The organism is Chryseobacterium oncorhynchi, from assembly GCF_002899895.1.
In the GTDB taxonomy this organism is placed as follows: Bacteria; Bacteroidota; Bacteroidia; order Flavobacteriales; family Weeksellaceae; genus Chryseobacterium; species Chryseobacterium oncorhynchi.
This window is the reverse complement of sequence record NZ_PPEI02000006.1, coordinates 162,861-179,230: the sequence shown is the minus strand read 5'-3', so window position 1 is coordinate 179,230 and position 16,370 is coordinate 162,861. Positions and strand designations below refer to the sequence as shown.

Below are 16,370 nucleotides of genomic sequence, written 5' to 3'. Positions count from 1 at the left end.
TCTACTTAAATGTACAAAATTCCGGCCAATAAGTGATTGCTGCGATCATCTATTTTTAAAATCACTTTTGTTTTTTTACGCCAAGTTTTGTCGCTTCCAGCATTGATATTTGCGCTATAATGGTTCAGGTGAAAAGTCATAGAAAATTTCTTTTTACCTGAAATTATGCACCAACAACCAAAACATGAAAATAGTATTAATGAAAAAATTTAAAGATGAATTTTAAAAATCCTTTAAAAGAAATGGACGACTTTGACAAGATAAGTCGGGAAATATGGGCAGGCATGAAAGGAGAAAAGATTGCAACTAATTCTATAGAACCTTTTTTTACGAACCTGTGGGTGGATGAGGGAAAGCTTTTCAGATTACTTGCTTCTTCAACAGATTTCAATACTTATCTTTTTGATGCAAGGAAGAACTTTATAAACTATTCGCAAGAAGTAGAAAAAGTAAACCTGAAAGAAATACCTCCTGCTAGAATTGATAACGTAAGAGTGAAGACCAAGATGATTGAGAAATTAGTCATCCAGGAACCTAAAATAGATGAAAAACAGTTTCAAAATTCTTTTTTAGAGCGCATTGATAAAAAGGTATGGGTCAATGTGAGTCCCGGTTACATTGATCCTAAAAATTACACCCATCATACAGAGATAGGAATTAAGGAAAGAAAAGTAGACTGTACCATCAATATTCCTTATCGTGAATATAAAAGGGATCCTACACAGACTGTAATCAACGAGGTAGAAACTACGATAGGTTATTCTTCGAAATCTCCTGATGCCATAAAAATTAATCTTAGCGATGTGGAAGATTATATGGATGTTATCACCTATCTTTTTCCTTATCATCGAGAAATGGCACAGGTAGGTCTTATTGCTCATTTTGAAGAAGCGGGAAGCGGCCTTACTACCATAGATGATCTGATGTTTTTCTATAATCAGCTTCCTAATTTTGCCCTGACAGGCGTAGACTACAAAGGAAAAGCAAAGAAACTTTCCGATCAAATGCTATGGGATCATTTTTTACAGTTTTTAAATTATGATTCCCAATTGCTTCGTGATGTAGACTCAATAGGTAAGGCCGCCGCTTTGGCAGTAGAGCCTTTCAGAGACAAAAGCCGATATGCTATCCGTATTCTTACAGCAATTTCCGGAGAATTTGTTTACAAAAAAATTAAAAACGATCCCAAACTCATTCTTCATATTTATCATTCTTTAGATGGAGAGAGTGTGTACATGGGAAAAGGCATCATTTCAGATACCAATCAGGTGGCTCACGGACAAATGTTTGAGAATAAAGAACTTTTTGTCATTTATGTAACGGCTTTCATGCAGGCTCAACATGCAATGGATGACGCTCATCAGCCTTTACAACCAGGGAGTCTTTTCGCTTTTGGAGTCAGTAGAGATTCTGATACGATAGAAAGACATTGTGAGCTTACAGGATATTTTATGGAAGGAGATCCTGAAAATATCGTCACGCTGATTAATACAGTAAAAGTCTGGAATCTAAAAACGAAGAAAATTGAAGCTGAGAATGAAATTGAAAACGGAGAATTCAGACCTCTGGACATGCTACATCTTAAGGTTTATGAAAAAACTAAACTTTCCTCCGGTAAGATTCAAACTATTGAAACGGATACTGAAGTTCCGGCGTTGTTCCTTTATCACATCGCACAAAAGAAAGCGGCAGAAGATGCACTAAGATGTCTTCGTGTTGCTGCCGATCTCATGGTCATATCAGCCAGTCTTGCCACTATAGAATCCGGAGTATCAGGATTGCCTTTATATGTAGCTTATGCAGATATCGGGGTTGCTCTTTCAGATTTTTATATAGAGGCTCAACTCAGGGATGAGCTTAAAATGACCACCAAAGGGAGAAAGCTTTTAGAATTATGGGATGATATCTATATGGTCCAAGGCACCGCAAGTGCTATGGTAAGCATGTTGCCTAAGGCAGAAAAAGCACTGGATGCAACAGTAGAAGTATTATACACTTCCAGATATCCGTCTCAGCAGAAAAGCCTTAAGAAATTAATTGAAAATACATTATATTCGTTTCCTTTAAGAAATTATTCTAAAAAAGGATTAGCAGCTCTTTCAAAAGACGGCATAAAAAGCATTACTGAACACTCTTCAGATTTTGAGAAACTGAAAGTGCTTTTTGTAGAGAATGCAGAGAAAGAAGTAGGTGTAATTCATAAAGGAAAATTACTTTCCCAAGGAAAGTCTCCCGCAAGAACCAATATTTTTTTAGATTATATCTATAGAAGAGCTGGAGGGAATTTAGGTAAGCTTGAAGAAGAGTTTAGCAGGCTTGCCGGGATGCCGGAGAATGCTACACCACGTATTAGCCTTACTGCAGATGAGTTTAGAGCTGGGCTAAAAGTTCTTGAGGAAACAAAAATTACCCCAGAAAATGCAATTGATTATATATATGATGTATTACCTTATTTTAATCATCATATAGTTAATGAAGAGGTTGTAATGATTTCAACTTCTAACTGTGTACTTGTAGTTCAAAAAATGGTAGAATATTTAATGACAGGAAATATTTCAGCAGCTATTCATACGAAAGGATTAGATGTTGACATTTTGGAAGGCCTTTATCATAGTAAATTTTCTAAACCTTTACCAATTGAAAAAATTAAAAATAATATGGTAGATGGTGAAATAGGGATTATATACATTTATACCAAAAGTTCTTATACTAATATAACTAAAGGACATGTATTTAATGTTATTAAGATCGGAAAGAGACTCTTACCATTAGATGGGCAAAAAGCCATAATTGCTGATGTAAATGAATATGAATCATTAGAATATTTAAAAGTAAAATAATTATGTTAAACAAAGAAGAAATAAAAGAAATAGCAAAACGCTATGTCAAAGAAATTCAAGAAGAAATAAATATAGAATTAATTATTTTATCAGAAATGACAATAAATAAGTCATACGGAAGTATATATTTTTGGGGTGCAAAAGACTCTAAAAAACATCGTCTGGCGGGCAATGGTCCATTTTTGGTAGAAAGCAAAGCAGGTAGGGTTCTTCAATTCGGAACAGCAGATCCTACAGAATATTATATTACACAATATGAAAATGGAACTTGGAAACCGGGTTCTAATGATGTCTGGTACCCAAATTAAACCGATATTGGTTTTATTATTTCGCTAAATGAAAATTCAAGTAAAATAACATGTTAACAGACAATAAAATGCTAGAAATAGCCAACAAATACGTCGGCCAGATAGGCCAGGAAATAAATATTGAACTTATAGTTCTTAGCGAATTCATAAAAAAAAGTTATGGAAATATTTATGGCTATGTTGCGAAAGATTCTACGAAACATCGTTTGGCAGGCAACGGCCCATTCCTTGTAAAAAATGATACCGGTATAGTCATTCAATTTGGAACATCTGACGATGTAGAGTATTATTTAAATGGGTATGAAAATGGCACATGGAAACCCAGTACTCATGGAGTTTGGGATCCTAATCAGAATTAATATTAGGTTCACTTTCATACTAAAATAAAATTTACATGTTAATAGAACAAGAAGTAATAGAAATTGCAAAAAATTACGTAAAAGAAAGAAGTGAAAAAAGTGGGTTAGATCTCGTCATTTTGGAAGATAGATGCATTAAAAAATCTTATGGAATAATATTTCGATATAATACAAAAAAATATAATGATACAAGAAACGATGATGATAATACATTAATGGGGAATGCCCCTTTCATAGTTCAAAATAGTAATGGTAAAATTATATTGCTTGGAACAGGAAAAGAAATAGAATATTATATCCAAGAATATGAAGCAGGAAGATGGCCAGATATTCCAAGACTCAGCGACTTTCAATAATGTACAACCACCTTCGGGTGGTTTGTTTTTTTAATATATCACCCATAATAAGAATAGCTTTGATATGGATAAAATGTTCAATGTTTCCTATAAAAATAGCAAAGAAAACTCGCTTATTAACCTTTTAGTTTTTACTTTTAAGCTCTTTCCTCATTTATATTTCTGAAATTGAACTTTTTAATAGAAATATCCTCAATAAAACATATCTTATAAACCGACAAAATTTAGTAAATTTGCAGACTTAATTTATCAACGAATATTGAGATATTTACAATGAGCCAATTTAAAGAATACAAAAACCTCAACCTTATTGACGTAGCAGAGAATGTAGCGGAATTTTGGAAACAAAATAAAACTTTCAATAAGAGTGTTGAGATTCGTCAGGGTAATCCTGAGTTTGTTTTTTATGAAGGTCCACCTTCAGCAAACGGTATGCCTGGAATTCACCACGTAATGGCAAGAGCATTGAAGGATATTTTCTGCCGTTACCAGACTCAAAATGGAAAGCAGGTTTTCCGTAAAGCAGGCTGGGATACGCATGGTCTTCCTGTGGAACTGGGTGTAGAAAAAGAATTAGGAATCACTAAAGAAGATATTGGTAAAAAAATCTCTATTGAAGATTATAATAAAGCTTGCCGTGAAGCAGTAATGCGATATACAGACGTTTGGAACAACCTTACCGAAAAAATCGGGTATTGGGTAGATCTTGAGGATCCGTACATCACATACAAATCAAAATATATGGAAACCGTTTGGTGGTTGTTGAAGCAATTATATGACAAAAGCTTGTTGTATAAAGGCTACACGATCCAACCCTACTCTCCAAAAGCAGGAACAGGGCTTTCTTCCCACGAATTGAACCAGCCAGGAACGTATCGTGATGTTTCAGATACAACCGTAGTAGCTCAGTTTAAAGTTAAGAAAGATTCATCTGCTTTATTCAACGATGTAGACGGAGACGTACATATCCTTGCATGGACGACAACTCCTTGGACGTTGCCATCCAATACTGCACTTACCGTAGGTAGAGATATCGAATATGTTTTGGTTAAAACGTTCAACCAATATACATTTGAGCCAATAACTGTTGTGCTATCCAGCGTTCTTTTACCTAAGGTTTTCGGTAAAAAATATGCTGAGGGTACAGATGAGGATTTTGCAAACTATACTCCAGAAACTAAGGTAATTCCTTTCAGAATTTTAAAAGAATTTACAGGAGAAAAACTTGTTGATACAAGATATGAGCAATTAGTTCCTTGGTTTACACCAAACGACAATCCTGAAAATGCATTCAGAGTAATTTTAGGAGACTTTGTAACAACAGAGGACGGTACAGGTATCGTACACACTGCCCCTACTTTTGGTGCAGATGATGCGAGAGTAGCTAAGATGGCTCAGCCTGAGATCCCGCCAATGTTGATAAAGGACGAAAATGACAATCTTGTTCCATTAGTAGATTTACAGGGTAAATTTATTCAGGGAGAAAATGTTCCTGAAGTTTTCTCAGGAAAATATATCAAGAACGAATATTATGATGAGGGAACTGCTCCTGAGAAATCTTGGGATGTAGAGCTTGCTATCTTATTAAAAATAGAAAACAAAGCCTTCAAAGTAGAGAAATATGTCCACTCTTATCCACACTGTTGGAGAACAGACAAACCTGTATTGTACTACCCGTTAGATTCATGGTTTGTAAAGATGACTGCTGTAAAAGACAGATTGGTTAACTTAAACAAAGAGATCAACTGGAAGCCAAAAGCTACCGGAGAAGGACGTTTTGCCAACTGGTTAGAAAATGTAAACGACTGGAACTTATCCCGTTCAAGATACTGGGGTATTCCGTTGCCTATCTGGAGAACAGATGATCTGAAAGAAGAAAAAATCATAGGTTCTGTAGAAGAGCTATACAACGAAATTGAGAAATCAATTGCTGCAGGGGTAATGACTGAAAACCCATTCAAAGGATTCATCATCGGCAATATGTCTGAGTCAAACTACGAGCTTGTTGATCTTCACAAGAATGTAGTAGACAAAGTAGTTTTAGTTTCTGATTCAGGAAAGGCTATGAAACGCGAAAGCGACTTGATCGACGTTTGGTTCGATTCAGGTTCTATGCCGTATGCACAATTGCATTATCCTTTTGAGAATAAAGAATTAATTGATAACAATAAAGCATTCCCTGCCGATTTCATTGCAGAAGGTGTTGACCAGACTCGTGGATGGTTCTATACACTTCATGCAATTGGGACCGCTGTTTTTGATTCTGTTGCTTATAAAAATGTAATGAGTAACGGTCTTGTTTTGGATAAAAACGGACAAAAGATGTCAAAACGTTTAGGAAATGCTGTAGATCCGTTCGAAACATTATCCGTATACGGACCGGATGCTACCCGTTGGTACATGATTTCCAACGCCAATCCTTGGGAAAACCTGAAGTTTGATATTGAGGGAATTGATGAGGTTAGAAGAAAGTTCTTCGGAACGCTTTACAACACCTATTCATTCTTCTCTCTATATGCAAACGTTGATGGATTCAACTATTCAGAAAAAGAAGTAGAAAATCGTCCGGAAATTGACAGATGGGTTCTTTCCGAACTTAACCTTCTTATCAAAGAAGTAAAGGCATTCTACGAAGATTACGAACCTACAAGAGTAGCAAGAGCAATCAGTACGTTTGTGAATGATAACTTGAGTAACTGGTATGTAAGATTATGTAGAAGACGTTTCTGGAAAGGAGAATATTCAGATGATAAAATCTCTGCTTACCAGACTTTATATACTTGTCTTGAAGTAGTGGCAAAATTATCTGCTCCTATTGCTCCGTTCTTTATGGATCAATTGTATCAGGACCTAAATAAAGTAACTGGTAAAGAAAACTGTGAATCTGTACATTTAACAGACTTCCCAGTAGCTGATGAAAGTTTAATCGATCAGGATTTGGTTGAAAAAACACACTTAGCTCAGAACATTACCAGTATGGTTTTCTCTTTGAGAAAGAAAGAGAACGTAAAGGTTCGTCAGCCATTACAAAAAGTATTGGTTCCTGTATTGGATGCTAAAACAGAAGAGCAAATCTTAGCTGTTGCAGACCTTATCAAGCAGGAAGTAAACGTAAAAGAACTACAGTTAATTAATGCTGAAGAAGCATCCCATTTAATTGTAAAACAAATAAAGCCAAACTTCAAAGCTCTTGGTCCTAAATTAGGAAAAGACATGAAAGTGGTAGGTGCCGAAATCAGTAATTTCAGCACAGAACAAATTGCCGGTCTTGAAAAAGAAGGAAAACTTGATGTTCAGGGATATGAGATCACCCTTGATGATGTAGAGATCTCTACTAAAGATATCCCGGGATGGACGGTAACTTCCGACGGAAAAACAACTGTGGCATTAGATTTGACATTAACCGATGAGTTAAAATCAGAAGGTATCGCAAGAGAATTCATTAACAGAGTTCAAAACCTGCGAAAAGAGAAAGACTTTGAACTGACAGACAGGATCAATATCTTCATTGAAGAGAATTCACCATTCCTTGAAGATGTAAAGAAAAATGAGGAATATATTTCTTCTGAAGTCTTGTCAAATAAAATAGAAATTGTATCTTCACTTTCAAATTTTAACGAAATCGAAATAGATGAGGTTAATTTTAAGATAAATGTCGAAAAAAATTAACATGTAGTTATTGTATTTCAAATTCCATTTCATAATTTTATTAAAAAAGAGAAAGAATATGTCAGACGAAAGAGTTAGATACAGCGATGCTGATTTACAGGAATTTAGAGCGATCATTAAAGAAAAAATAGAAAAGGCGGAGAAAGATCTTCAGCTGATCAGAGAAAGTTTCATCAATGACCAGAATAATGGCACAGATGATACTTCACCTACATTCAAGGCATTTGAAGAAGGTGCAGAAACTTTGAGCAAAGAGCAGAACTCTATTCTCGCAGGAAGACAGGAAAAATTCGTTCGTGATCTTAAGAATGCTTTAATCAGAATCGAAAACAAAACATACGGTGTTTGCAGAGTAACAGGAAAATTAATTCCTAAGGAAAGACTTTTAGCCGTTCCTCACGCTACGCTGAGCATTGAAGCGAAAAATATGCAGAAATAGCCGTAAGGTTTGTAAAATAATATTGGGTTTATATGGTATTCACGGATACTTTATAAACCTAATTTTTAATGTATACCCATGAGCGAAGTCTTAATTTTAGCAATCATCGTGGCAGCAGTTTTACTGTTCTTCAACAGGGAATGGATCAAGAATAGATTTTTCCCGGAGAAGCACACCAACTACACCATTGATGACCAGTTTAATTCTGATAAGCGAGAGCGGGAGAAAGAAATTGACAAACTGTTGAGTAAGATGGGCAAAAACGGAGTCAATGACTTATCAGAAAGAGAAAGAAAGCGGCTCGACGAGTTGTCCAAAATGTAAAAATTAAATATAAGAAATGGAATCTATTATAGTACATCCGAAAAATGCAATGGAGCTTAGTGCTCTGAAAGGTGTTTTAAAAGAAATGAACATTAAATTTGAGAAAGCTCATGTTAAAAGTTCATTTAATGGGCAAAAAGTGATCAAGAAAGCAAGCGATAACAAAAATATAAAACCAGCTAATAAACCTTCAAAACCAAAAGGAGAGTAATGAAAAAGATATTAGCTATCACATTTTTGGTATTGTTAATAGACCAGGCTTCTAAAATTTATATTAAAACTAATTTTAATTTAGGAGACAGTGTTTCTATTTTTCCCGGTTTTAAACTAACGTTTGTAGAAAACCCAGGCATGGCCTACGGGTTTCATTTCGGAGGAATTATCGGAAAATATTTACTCGTGATTTTAAGAGTTTTCTTAATCGGAGGGATGGTTTACATGTTTAAAAAATGGTTGAAAGAAGGTGCTTCAAACTATCTCTTAATTCCAATGTCTATCATCTTTGCCGGAGCAATAGGAAACCTTATTGACGGAATGTTTTATGGAATGATCTTCGATAGCGGATCAGTTTATGACCCAAGTATTGACCGATGGCTGGATTATGGTGGAATATCCAAGATTGTTCCTTTTGGGCAGGGATATTCCAGCTTTATGAAAGGATGTGTTGTAGATATGTTCCACTTCCCATTGGTAGATTGGTATGTACCTGATAGCTGGCCATTAATTGGCGGAAAGCATATTGAGTTCTTCAAATATATTTTCAATGTTGCTGATTCAGCTATTACGGTGGGAGCTACATTCTTATTAATCTTTAGAAAAAAAGCCTTTCCGAACGGACTTGAGTTTTAAAAGATTTATCTTAAATGAAAAAAATTATCACAAATATTTTTAAATTTTTCCTGCTTCTTTTCGTTGCAGGAATTATTTTTATTGCCTGGGCCAATTATAGCATCAAAAATGAAAGTGCACCACTTGTATCTTATAATATTAAAGATGTTCCCGAGGCAAAAACTGCATTATTGTTAGGAACAGGAAAAACCTTAAGCAACGGTATGCCGAATGCCTATTTCTACAACAGAATCAAGGCAGCTACCGATCTGTATAAAAGTGGAAAGATTCAATATATCATCGTAAGTGGTGACAACAGCAGCAAAGATTATAATGAACCGGAAGATATGCAGTTTGCACTGGTTCAGCAGGGAGTCCCACAGGATAGAATCATACTGGATCATGCCGGATTCCGAACGTTGGATTCTGTAGTAAGAGCAAAAGATATCTTTGGGCAAACCAAAATTGTAATTATTTCCCAAAAGTTCCACAATGAAAGAGCGGTTTTCCTTGCTCAAAAAAATGGAATGAAAGCCTTTGGGTATAATGCTGAAGATGTGAATAAATATGCAGGGTTAAAGACTAATATAAGGGAATATCTTGCCAAAGCTAAAGCGTATTGGGACTTACTACTTGGAGTAGAACCTAAATTTGGTGGAGAGAAGATCATAATTCCTTAATTTTATTTAAACACGGATTACATGGATTTTTATAAATGATTGAGTAAAAATATATTAGGTTTTGGCTAAAACCATTCGATGAATTAGTCTATTTTCAGGCGGGGTAAAGCCCATCTCTATTGAATTTTAATAACGGTGTGTTTAATCTTTTGCTCTTTTTCATTCGTTATTCCCTGTAAACCTCGTAAATTTGCAATTCATTAATTTTTAAATATAAATTTTAAACAAATGTCAAGAATTCTTACCGGCATTCAAGCCACCGGAACTCCCCATCTTGGAAATTTACTTGGGGCAATTATTCCTGCTATCGAACTTTCTAAGCAGGAGGGAAATGAATCATTTTTATTTATTGCGAATCTTCATACGCTTACCCAGATTAAGGATGCGCAGACTTTAAGACAAAATACCTACGAGATTGCTGCGGCTTGGCTTGCTTGTGGATTAGATACCGAAAAAACATTCTTCTACAGACAAAGTGATATCGCTGAAACCTGTGAACTATCTTGGCATTTATCATGTTTTTTTCCTTATCAAAGATTAACATTAGCGCATTCATTTAAAGATAAGGCAGATCGTCTTCAGGACGTAAATGCAGGTCTGTTTACCTATCCTATTTTGATGGCTGCAGATATTTTATTATATGATGCGGAGGTTGTTCCTGTAGGAAAAGATCAGCTTCAGCATTTAGAGTTTGCAAGAGATGTAGCTTCAAGATTTAATAATCAGATGGGTGAAATTCTTGTTCTTCCGCAATCTGAGCTTCAGGAAGACACAAAATATGTTCCAGGGACAGACGGACGTAAGATGTCTAAATCCATGGGAAATATTATCAATATTTTCTTACCTGAAAAGGAATTGAAAAAACAGGTGATGAGTATTGAGACTGATTCTAAAGGCTTAGAAGAACCTAAAGACCCTGAAACTGATAAAGTGTTTGCTATTTATCAATTGATCGCTACACCGGAACAGACTGAAGAATTAAGAGCAAAATATCTTGCCGGAAACTTTGGGTACGGACATGCTAAAAAAGAGCTTTTAGACCTTATTTTGGTACGTTTTGCTAAAGAAAGAGAAACGTTCACTTATTATATGAACAATCTGGACGAACTGGAAGCAAAATTACAACAAGGGGCAGAAAAGACCAGACCAGTTGCTTTGGAAACCCTTAAAAGAGTAAGAACAAGCTTAGGTTTTTAATCACAAGCTTCAAAACATAAGAAAGCCCTTCAAATTGAGGGGCTTTTTCTATGTATCAATATCGTTTGTTTTGAAATATTTAGACTATCTAATCTTATTTTTTACAAGAATAAAATAGTGCATTTTATCATCAAATTCATAGAGAATATCCCAGCTGGGATATTGTTTAATAATCGTTTTAATGATGGATAGCCCTAACCCTGTTGAACCGTGATCAGAACCTTGTTTATAGAAGCGGTTAAAAATCTGTGATTTATCCAGTGGAACAGATGTACCACTATTTTGAAAAGTAATCCTGTCTGTCTCAATAATAATATTTAACGTTCTTTCTTCATTATTGTATTTAATGGCATTTTTAAGAAGATTAGACAACAGAATATCTGCAAGGTCCTTATTAAAATCTGCCTGAAAATTTCCTTTTTCAATGATATTGACATCAACTTTTTTAAATGCTATAAAGTCTTCATAATTCTGAACCAGTTTATGAATCATGGTATTAAAATCTACCCCAGACATGGTATTAAACTGACTGTTCTCTATTTTAGAGAGCATTAACAGTGATTTATTCAATCCTACCATTCTTCTGAGGTCAGTTTTAACCTCTGTAAGAAAGTTCAGGTTCTTTTTATCAAGATCTTCATTCTGAATCAGGAGGTCTATTTTATTGATAACAATAGCAAGCGGTGTCTGAAGCTCATGGGAGGCATTTTCAATAAATTGCTTTTGTTGATAGAAGACCAATTCATTACGCTCAATCATTTCATTGATTTCAACATTCAATTCTTCAAACTCTTTTATCCTATAGCTTTGTTCTTCCTGTGAAAACGGAATTCCAAACTGATATTTTTTAAGCTTATCCAAAATTAAATAGAAAGGGCGCATGGCTTTATTAAGGAGATATCCATTAACGACAACAATGCTTATCACCAAAACAATATAAAGCACAATTAATGCAGTGGTAAGGTCATAGATTAATTCATCTTCCTCCACAGTAGAAGTTCTGATCACCAGTCTCCGATGATTCTTGAACTGATCAATAAAGTCTGCCTCAAGTACCCTGTAAGGTTGATCTTTATCGTCATACTCCATATAATACATCTTATTATAGAGCCTGCTTTTATTTTTATAATCTCCGGCATTAATAGGCATGATTTTGAATTCATTGAAGCCAAAATCATTATTCTTTAACAACTGAGGATTAAGATACACGGCCTTAATAATCTGTATTTTACGATCTTTTAGTCCATCATCCACATTATCATGTACTTCATCCAGAATATAGGCATAAAATAATCCTGCCCAAACCGCTATAATCAGCAGGAGGATCATGATAAGGTACTTGATCGTATAATATTTTAAAGAAACCTTCATTAGACAAATTTATATCCTATTCCGTATACTGCCTGAAAGTCAGCTTCCGCATTCAGTGTTTTCAGCTTTTTACGAAGATTTTTGATTTGCGAGTAAATAAAGTCAAGGCTGTCTGCCTGATCTATGTAATCTCCCCAGATGGCCTCCGCCAAAGTAGTTTTTTGCAATGTTTTTTCCGGATGAATGACAAAGTAATACAAAAGATCATATTCCTTACGGTTAAGGGCTAATTCCTCATCACCAACCTTTACATTTCTGTTTTCCGGATCAATGCTTATATTTTTATATTTGATAATATTCTCCCCATCCTGATTTTTTCTTCTTATTACAGATCTTATCCTCGCCATCAGCTCTGCAAGATGAAAGGGTTTTGCAAGATAATCATCTGCTCCAATTTCCAGTCCGGTTACTTTATCATCCACCGAATCTTTGGCAGACAGAATGATTACCGGATCTTTTTTGTGCAGCTTCTTTATTTCTCTCAACAAGTCTATTCCACTTCCGTCAGGCAGCATAATATCCAGAAGAATGCAATCATATTCATAGGAAATAATCTTTTCCAATCCGGAACTGTAGTTCTCTGCACATTCTACAATGAAATGTTCTGCTTCCAGAAATCTCTGTACAGTATCTCTTAGGTCCGGTTCATCTTCTACTATTAAAATCTTCATACTACCAGTGGTTTGTAATGCTTTACTGCATGATTAAACTTATATCAAATATATGAAATTATAAAGTTGGAAGCCAGAAGACTAAAGCTTGTCATTTCAACATTCTTTAGTCCTCTGATTCCTTTCTTTTAAAAATTAATTTGATTTCACAAAGCGTCCATCAGCATCAAAAATGAGACACAACCCGCTCATTAAATGAATTTTATAGGCACTATATTTTTTTTCGATGGAACTAACCACGCTGCATGGATGGTGCTTGGTCATAAAAGACACAATACTTTTTCTAATCTTACCGGAAGAAGATTTTCTTCCATTGCTGCTTATTAAACTCCAATTAACCATACTATTAAAATTTTATTGTTAGCATTTAACTCAGAATTAGTCGTCAATTCTTTTAAAATTTCCGCTTTTGTCAAACTCCAGCTCCAGCCCGTTGGAAAGTTCAGCCTTATAAGACCATCTTTTCTTTTCTATCTTAATGATATAAGTATTGGGGAAATTTTTTGTACTATAGTTTTTAATAGATGCAGGAATAAAACCATAAGGAACTTTCTGATGTTTTCCATCCACTTCTTTCCAGTTTCCGTTGCTGTCAAATTCCATTTTCATTCCGTTATTTAGGTATACTTTGTAATCATCCACGCCATAGATTTCTCTGTCTTCTATCACTGAACTTACAGCAATACCCTTAAAGTGAGCCGCAAGGAAAGTTTTCGCCGTCTTAGGCAGTTGATTAGGGTTAATAGCTCTGTCTTGTGCAAACATTAAGCTTCCCATTAACATAAAAATTAAAATAAATACTGCTGTGATTTTCTTTACATTTTTCATAACATTAAGTTTTTCTGTCATTATTATAGAGCAAAGGTCCAAATCAATTTAGGAAAGAATTGGGAAAAACTTAATGGATAAAAATAAAGTGATAAAAAAAGATAAGAATAGGAGATATAATTAAACCATTAAGGTAAGTAAGTTTTTAAGAGAATTAAAGCGTTATAGCTTCATTAGGTTCACAATACAGTAAGCCTTTCTCTTAAGAGCTTCAATAGTCTTAATGGTTTAATTATAAATTTGCGTTTAAGCTTTATCCGGAATAATTATAGATATTCCTTGATCTGATGAAGGTGAGTAATAGCCTTTAACCCTGTTTCCTTTTTGTCTTCCTTATAGACATCAAAGAAAATAGAATCCATTCCAAAGTCTCTTGCTCCCATGGCATCCGCAATCCAGTCATCACCGATAAGGATACTCTCTTCTTTTTTAGCATCAGAAAGCCCCAGAGAGTATTCAAAAATCCTCGGATTAGGTTTTCTTACTCCCACAGCGTCAGCACTGGTAATAGTTTTAAAATAAGGTGCGATACCTGATAGGGTACATTTTCTTTCCGTTACATCCTGAAACCCATTAGAAATAATGTGTAACGTATAATTCTTAGCCTTTAAATAATCAAGAATATCTTCCGCACCTTCCACCAATTCATTATGGCTTACGATGTTATCCAGAAAATGTTCTTCAAAATAAAGTGACAGTTCTTTATTATCCACTCCAAAATGCATGAAGGAATCATAAAAACGGTGTTCTCTCAAATACTCTTTGCCAATAATCCCATCTCTTATCTTTTCCCAAAGGCTTTCATTGATCTCATGGTAAACATCATGAAATTCTTCAAAGCCGATATTGTACTTCGAAGTTATTTCCTTTTTTTCGAAAAGTTCTTTGATGGTTAGGTAGGCATTTCTGCGATGATCCCAGAGCGTATTGTCCAGGTCAAAAAAAACGTGCTGCATTTTCATACAGCACAAAGTTAATAATTTTAATTTTTTGAGATAGGATAATTCTTGCTCTTGCTTTTCACAATTTCAAGATTTTTAGAAAAATTGAGCAAAAAATCAATGGTTTGTTTCTTAGGTTTCAAAGTTTTCACTTTTAAGGAATCATTTTTTTTCATAGGCGAAGTATGTTTTCCTTAAAAACGTGAAATTTTACAAAATATTATCTATCTGGTTAATATTATGTTATTTTCCTCCATGATTTTTCTCAGGTTTATAAGCGCATACCTTACTCTTCCCAGTGTAGTATTAATGCTCATATCTGTATGATCTGCAATTTCCTTAAAGCTCAGCCCGTCAAAGAATCTTAATTTGATTACTTCTTGCTGATTTTGTGGAAGAAACAATAGCATTCTCAATAAGTCTTCCTGAATCTGGTTGGTTACCAATTGATCTTCGATATTTTCTGAAGGCTCTCTAATCAGGTCAAAAATAGAATATTCATCAGTTTCAAACGTAGTTTCTGAAACCTTGATATTTTTGGCTTTTGATCTGAAATGGTCGATGATTAGGTTGTGGGAGATTCTTTTGGCCCAAAGGATAAATTTACCCTCTTCGTTATAACGTCCTTCCTTTAGCATAACAATAATTTTCATGAATGTATCCTGAAAAACATCGTTGGCTAAATCTTCATCATTAATTTTGTAAAAAATGAATGTAAACAGCTCTCTCTGGTGGCGATGAATGAGGGTTGACAATGCTCCCTCGTCACCTTTCTGGTAAAGCGAAATTAGTAAACTATCCGATTTTGATTTCATAACTCTTCTCAATATAAATATTTGCAGACAGGTAATCCTCCAGATATTTCATCTGGCCTTTGCTGTATATACAAAACAGTTTTCTAGAGTAGAGTCTCTTCAATAGGCGGTACACTTATATTATGGTGTAAATATAATAATTTTTTAATAACTGTTAAGCTATTATTAAATTTTCACAATAAAAATTTAAAAAAAATCATTTAAACATGTCATGAATAAAGACAGTAGGGATATTTAATGTAAAATTAATATTTAGACCTTTCATTTCTTTTCCGTTTAATCGGGTATCTCCGATAGGGAAAGCATAGCCTCCTGTAAGATCCAGCATTCCAAATAAAGTAACACCTATTTTCGGGGCTATATACTTGTTGGTCCCCTCCGCTCCTACTAAAAAGTAATAGGAATGATAGAAATCTACATTCTTTTCAAAATTAAGCAATACATCTGCCTGAAGCTTCGGCATAATGGCAAATTTGGAATCGGCAACTCCCATTAAGGCAGAACCTCCCAATCTGTAAATTACATCATCATTTTTAAGAAAAAGCAATTTACCTCCTACTTCTCCAAAACTTTGATTTTGATAGGTATACCCTACCGTAATCATTTTGTGCATGGTATACTGAGCTTTTGCCAATGTGCTTAGCAAAAACAGGGATAGGATTGTAATTGCAGTTCGAAAATTCATCATCTCTCTATTTATTATAATGTAAAATTAAAAAAAACTGCCTTATCAGAGGATAAAGC

The 16,370-nt window shown here is 34.6% G+C and carries 18 protein-coding genes; 12 read left to right on the top strand and 6 right to left on the bottom strand.

Annotated features, from left to right (window positions below):
- Positions 1-215 precede the first annotated feature (215 nt).
- The 11 genes from C1638_RS18685 to trpS all read left to right on the top strand — a co-directional run bounded on the left by C1638_RS18685 (position 216) and on the right by trpS (position 11,000).
- The gene (locus C1638_RS18685) at positions 216-2,840 is read left to right on the top strand and encodes a hypothetical protein (protein WP_109623468.1); all 2,625 of its coding nucleotides are present in this window, start codon (positions 216-218) and stop codon (positions 2,838-2,840) included.
- A gap of 2 nt (positions 2,841-2,842) precedes the next feature.
- Positions 2,843-3,148: a hypothetical protein gene (locus C1638_RS18680; protein WP_109623467.1), complete on the top strand. Its 306-nt coding sequence runs from the start codon at positions 2,843-2,845 to the stop codon at positions 3,146-3,148.
- A gap of 68 nt (positions 3,149-3,216) precedes the next feature.
- Positions 3,217-3,507 (top strand): hypothetical protein, encoded by a 291-nt coding sequence (locus tag C1638_RS18675; protein ID WP_123838399.1) that lies wholly within the window; start codon positions 3,217-3,219, stop codon positions 3,505-3,507.
- 35 nt (positions 3,508-3,542) lie between these two features.
- The gene (locus C1638_RS18670) at positions 3,543-3,863 is read left to right on the top strand and encodes a hypothetical protein (protein ID WP_109623465.1); all 321 of its coding nucleotides are present in this window, start codon (positions 3,543-3,545) and stop codon (positions 3,861-3,863) included.
- 273 nt (positions 3,864-4,136) lie between these two features.
- A complete protein-coding gene (gene ileS, locus C1638_RS18665; protein ID WP_109623464.1) occupies positions 4,137-7,532 on the top strand; it encodes an isoleucine--tRNA ligase in 3,396 nt (1,131 codons plus the stop codon).
- A 58-nt stretch (positions 7,533-7,590) separates the two neighbouring features.
- Positions 7,591-7,971, top strand: coding sequence for a TraR/DksA family transcriptional regulator (locus tag C1638_RS18660; RefSeq protein WP_045501318.1), 381 nt, complete (start codon positions 7,591-7,593; stop codon positions 7,969-7,971).
- A 78-nt stretch (positions 7,972-8,049) separates the two neighbouring features.
- Entirely contained in the window at positions 8,050-8,295 is a 246-nt protein-coding gene (locus C1638_RS18655) for a DUF6576 domain-containing protein (RefSeq protein WP_109623463.1), read from the top strand.
- Between the two features lie 16 nt (positions 8,296-8,311).
- The gene (locus C1638_RS18650; protein WP_076356893.1) at positions 8,312-8,506 is read left to right on the top strand and encodes a DUF2683 family protein; all 195 of its coding nucleotides are present in this window, start codon (positions 8,312-8,314) and stop codon (positions 8,504-8,506) included.
- Positions 8,506-9,144 (top strand): lipoprotein signal peptidase, encoded by a 639-nt coding sequence (locus C1638_RS18645; RefSeq protein ID WP_109623462.1) that lies wholly within the window; start codon positions 8,506-8,508, stop codon positions 9,142-9,144. The genes C1638_RS18650 and C1638_RS18645 overlap by 1 nt, the downstream gene beginning before the upstream one ends.
- Positions 9,145-9,158: 14 nt before the next feature.
- The gene (locus C1638_RS18640) at positions 9,159-9,803 is read left to right on the top strand and encodes a SanA/YdcF family protein (RefSeq protein ID WP_109623461.1); all 645 of its coding nucleotides are present in this window, start codon (positions 9,159-9,161) and stop codon (positions 9,801-9,803) included.
- Between the two features lie 228 nt (positions 9,804-10,031).
- Entirely contained in the window at positions 10,032-11,000 is a 969-nt protein-coding gene (trpS, locus tag C1638_RS18635; protein ID WP_109623460.1) for a tryptophan--tRNA ligase, read from the top strand.
- An 84-nt stretch (positions 11,001-11,084) separates the two neighbouring features.
- Here trpS and C1638_RS18630 read toward each other — a convergent pair whose 3' ends face one another.
- Positions 11,085-12,371 (bottom strand): sensor histidine kinase, encoded by a 1,287-nt coding sequence (locus tag C1638_RS18630; RefSeq protein WP_109623459.1) that lies wholly within the window; start codon positions 12,369-12,371, stop codon positions 11,085-11,087.
- Positions 12,371-13,042, bottom strand: coding sequence for a response regulator transcription factor (locus tag C1638_RS18625; protein ID WP_109623458.1), 672 nt, complete (start codon positions 13,040-13,042; stop codon positions 12,371-12,373). Before C1638_RS18625 ends, C1638_RS18630 begins: the two co-directional genes overlap by 1 nt.
- Before the next feature lie 195 nt (positions 13,043-13,237).
- On the opposite strand from C1638_RS18625, the gene C1638_RS22710 reads away from it, so the two are divergent.
- Positions 13,238-13,369 carry a hypothetical protein gene (locus tag C1638_RS22710; RefSeq protein ID WP_262509811.1) on the top strand — a complete coding sequence of 44 codons (132 nt, stop codon included), beginning with the start codon at positions 13,238-13,240 and terminating at the stop codon, positions 13,367-13,369.
- A gap of 51 nt (positions 13,370-13,420) precedes the next feature.
- On the opposite strand, the gene C1638_RS18620 is transcribed toward C1638_RS22710, so the two are convergent.
- The 4 genes from C1638_RS18620 to C1638_RS18605 form a co-directional block, all read right to left on the bottom strand.
- Positions 13,421-13,870, bottom strand: coding sequence for a PepSY-like domain-containing protein (locus C1638_RS18620; RefSeq protein WP_165826562.1), 450 nt, complete (start codon positions 13,868-13,870; stop codon positions 13,421-13,423).
- A 266-nt stretch (positions 13,871-14,136) separates the two neighbouring features.
- The gene (locus tag C1638_RS18615; protein WP_109623456.1) at positions 14,137-14,832 is read right to left on the bottom strand and encodes a YjjG family noncanonical pyrimidine nucleotidase; all 696 of its coding nucleotides are present in this window, start codon (positions 14,830-14,832) and stop codon (positions 14,137-14,139) included.
- A 203-nt stretch (positions 14,833-15,035) separates the two neighbouring features.
- Positions 15,036-15,626 (bottom strand): RNA polymerase sigma factor, encoded by a 591-nt coding sequence (locus C1638_RS18610; protein WP_109623455.1) that lies wholly within the window; start codon positions 15,624-15,626, stop codon positions 15,036-15,038.
- Between the two features lie 196 nt (positions 15,627-15,822).
- A complete protein-coding gene (locus C1638_RS18605) occupies positions 15,823-16,314 on the bottom strand; it encodes a hypothetical protein (protein WP_109623454.1) in 492 nt (163 codons plus the stop codon).
- Positions 16,315-16,370 lie beyond the last annotated feature (56 nt).

Coding starts and splice junctions, on each gene's coding strand:
- C1638_RS18630 (WP_109623459.1), bottom strand. CDS start 12,371: ATGAAGGTTTCTTTAAAATATTATACGATCAAGTACCTTATCATGATC.
- C1638_RS18645 (WP_109623462.1), top strand. CDS start 8,506: ATGAAAAAGATATTAGCTATCACATTTTTGGTATTGTTAATAGACCAG.
- trpS (WP_109623460.1), top strand. CDS start 10,032: ATGTCAAGAATTCTTACCGGCATTCAAGCCACCGGAACTCCCCATCTT.
- C1638_RS18620 (WP_165826562.1), bottom strand. CDS start 13,870: ATGAAAAATGTAAAGAAAATCACAGCAGTATTTATTTTAATTTTTATG.
- C1638_RS18670 (WP_109623465.1), top strand. CDS start 3,543: ATGTTAATAGAACAAGAAGTAATAGAAATTGCAAAAAATTACGTAAAA.
- C1638_RS18675 (WP_123838399.1), top strand. CDS start 3,217: ATGCTAGAAATAGCCAACAAATACGTCGGCCAGATAGGCCAGGAAATA.
- C1638_RS18605 (WP_109623454.1), bottom strand. CDS start 16,314: ATGATGAATTTTCGAACTGCAATTACAATCCTATCCCTGTTTTTGCTA.
- C1638_RS18685 (WP_109623468.1), top strand. CDS start 216: ATGAATTTTAAAAATCCTTTAAAAGAAATGGACGACTTTGACAAGATA.
- C1638_RS18615 (WP_109623456.1), bottom strand. CDS start 14,832: ATGAAAATGCAGCACGTTTTTTTTGACCTGGACAATACGCTCTGGGAT.
- C1638_RS18650 (WP_076356893.1), top strand. CDS start 8,312: ATGGAATCTATTATAGTACATCCGAAAAATGCAATGGAGCTTAGTGCT.
- C1638_RS18680 (WP_109623467.1), top strand. CDS start 2,843: ATGTTAAACAAAGAAGAAATAAAAGAAATAGCAAAACGCTATGTCAAA.
- C1638_RS18655 (WP_109623463.1), top strand. CDS start 8,050: ATGAGCGAAGTCTTAATTTTAGCAATCATCGTGGCAGCAGTTTTACTG.
- C1638_RS22710 (WP_262509811.1), top strand. CDS start 13,238: ATGAATTTTATAGGCACTATATTTTTTTTCGATGGAACTAACCACGCT.
- C1638_RS18610 (WP_109623455.1), bottom strand. CDS start 15,626: ATGAAATCAAAATCGGATAGTTTACTAATTTCGCTTTACCAGAAAGGT.
- C1638_RS18640 (WP_109623461.1), top strand. CDS start 9,159: ATGAAAAAAATTATCACAAATATTTTTAAATTTTTCCTGCTTCTTTTC.
- C1638_RS18625 (WP_109623458.1), bottom strand. CDS start 13,042: ATGAAGATTTTAATAGTAGAAGATGAACCGGACCTAAGAGATACTGTA.
- ileS (WP_109623464.1), top strand. CDS start 4,137: ATGAGCCAATTTAAAGAATACAAAAACCTCAACCTTATTGACGTAGCA.
- C1638_RS18660 (WP_045501318.1), top strand. CDS start 7,591: ATGTCAGACGAAAGAGTTAGATACAGCGATGCTGATTTACAGGAATTT.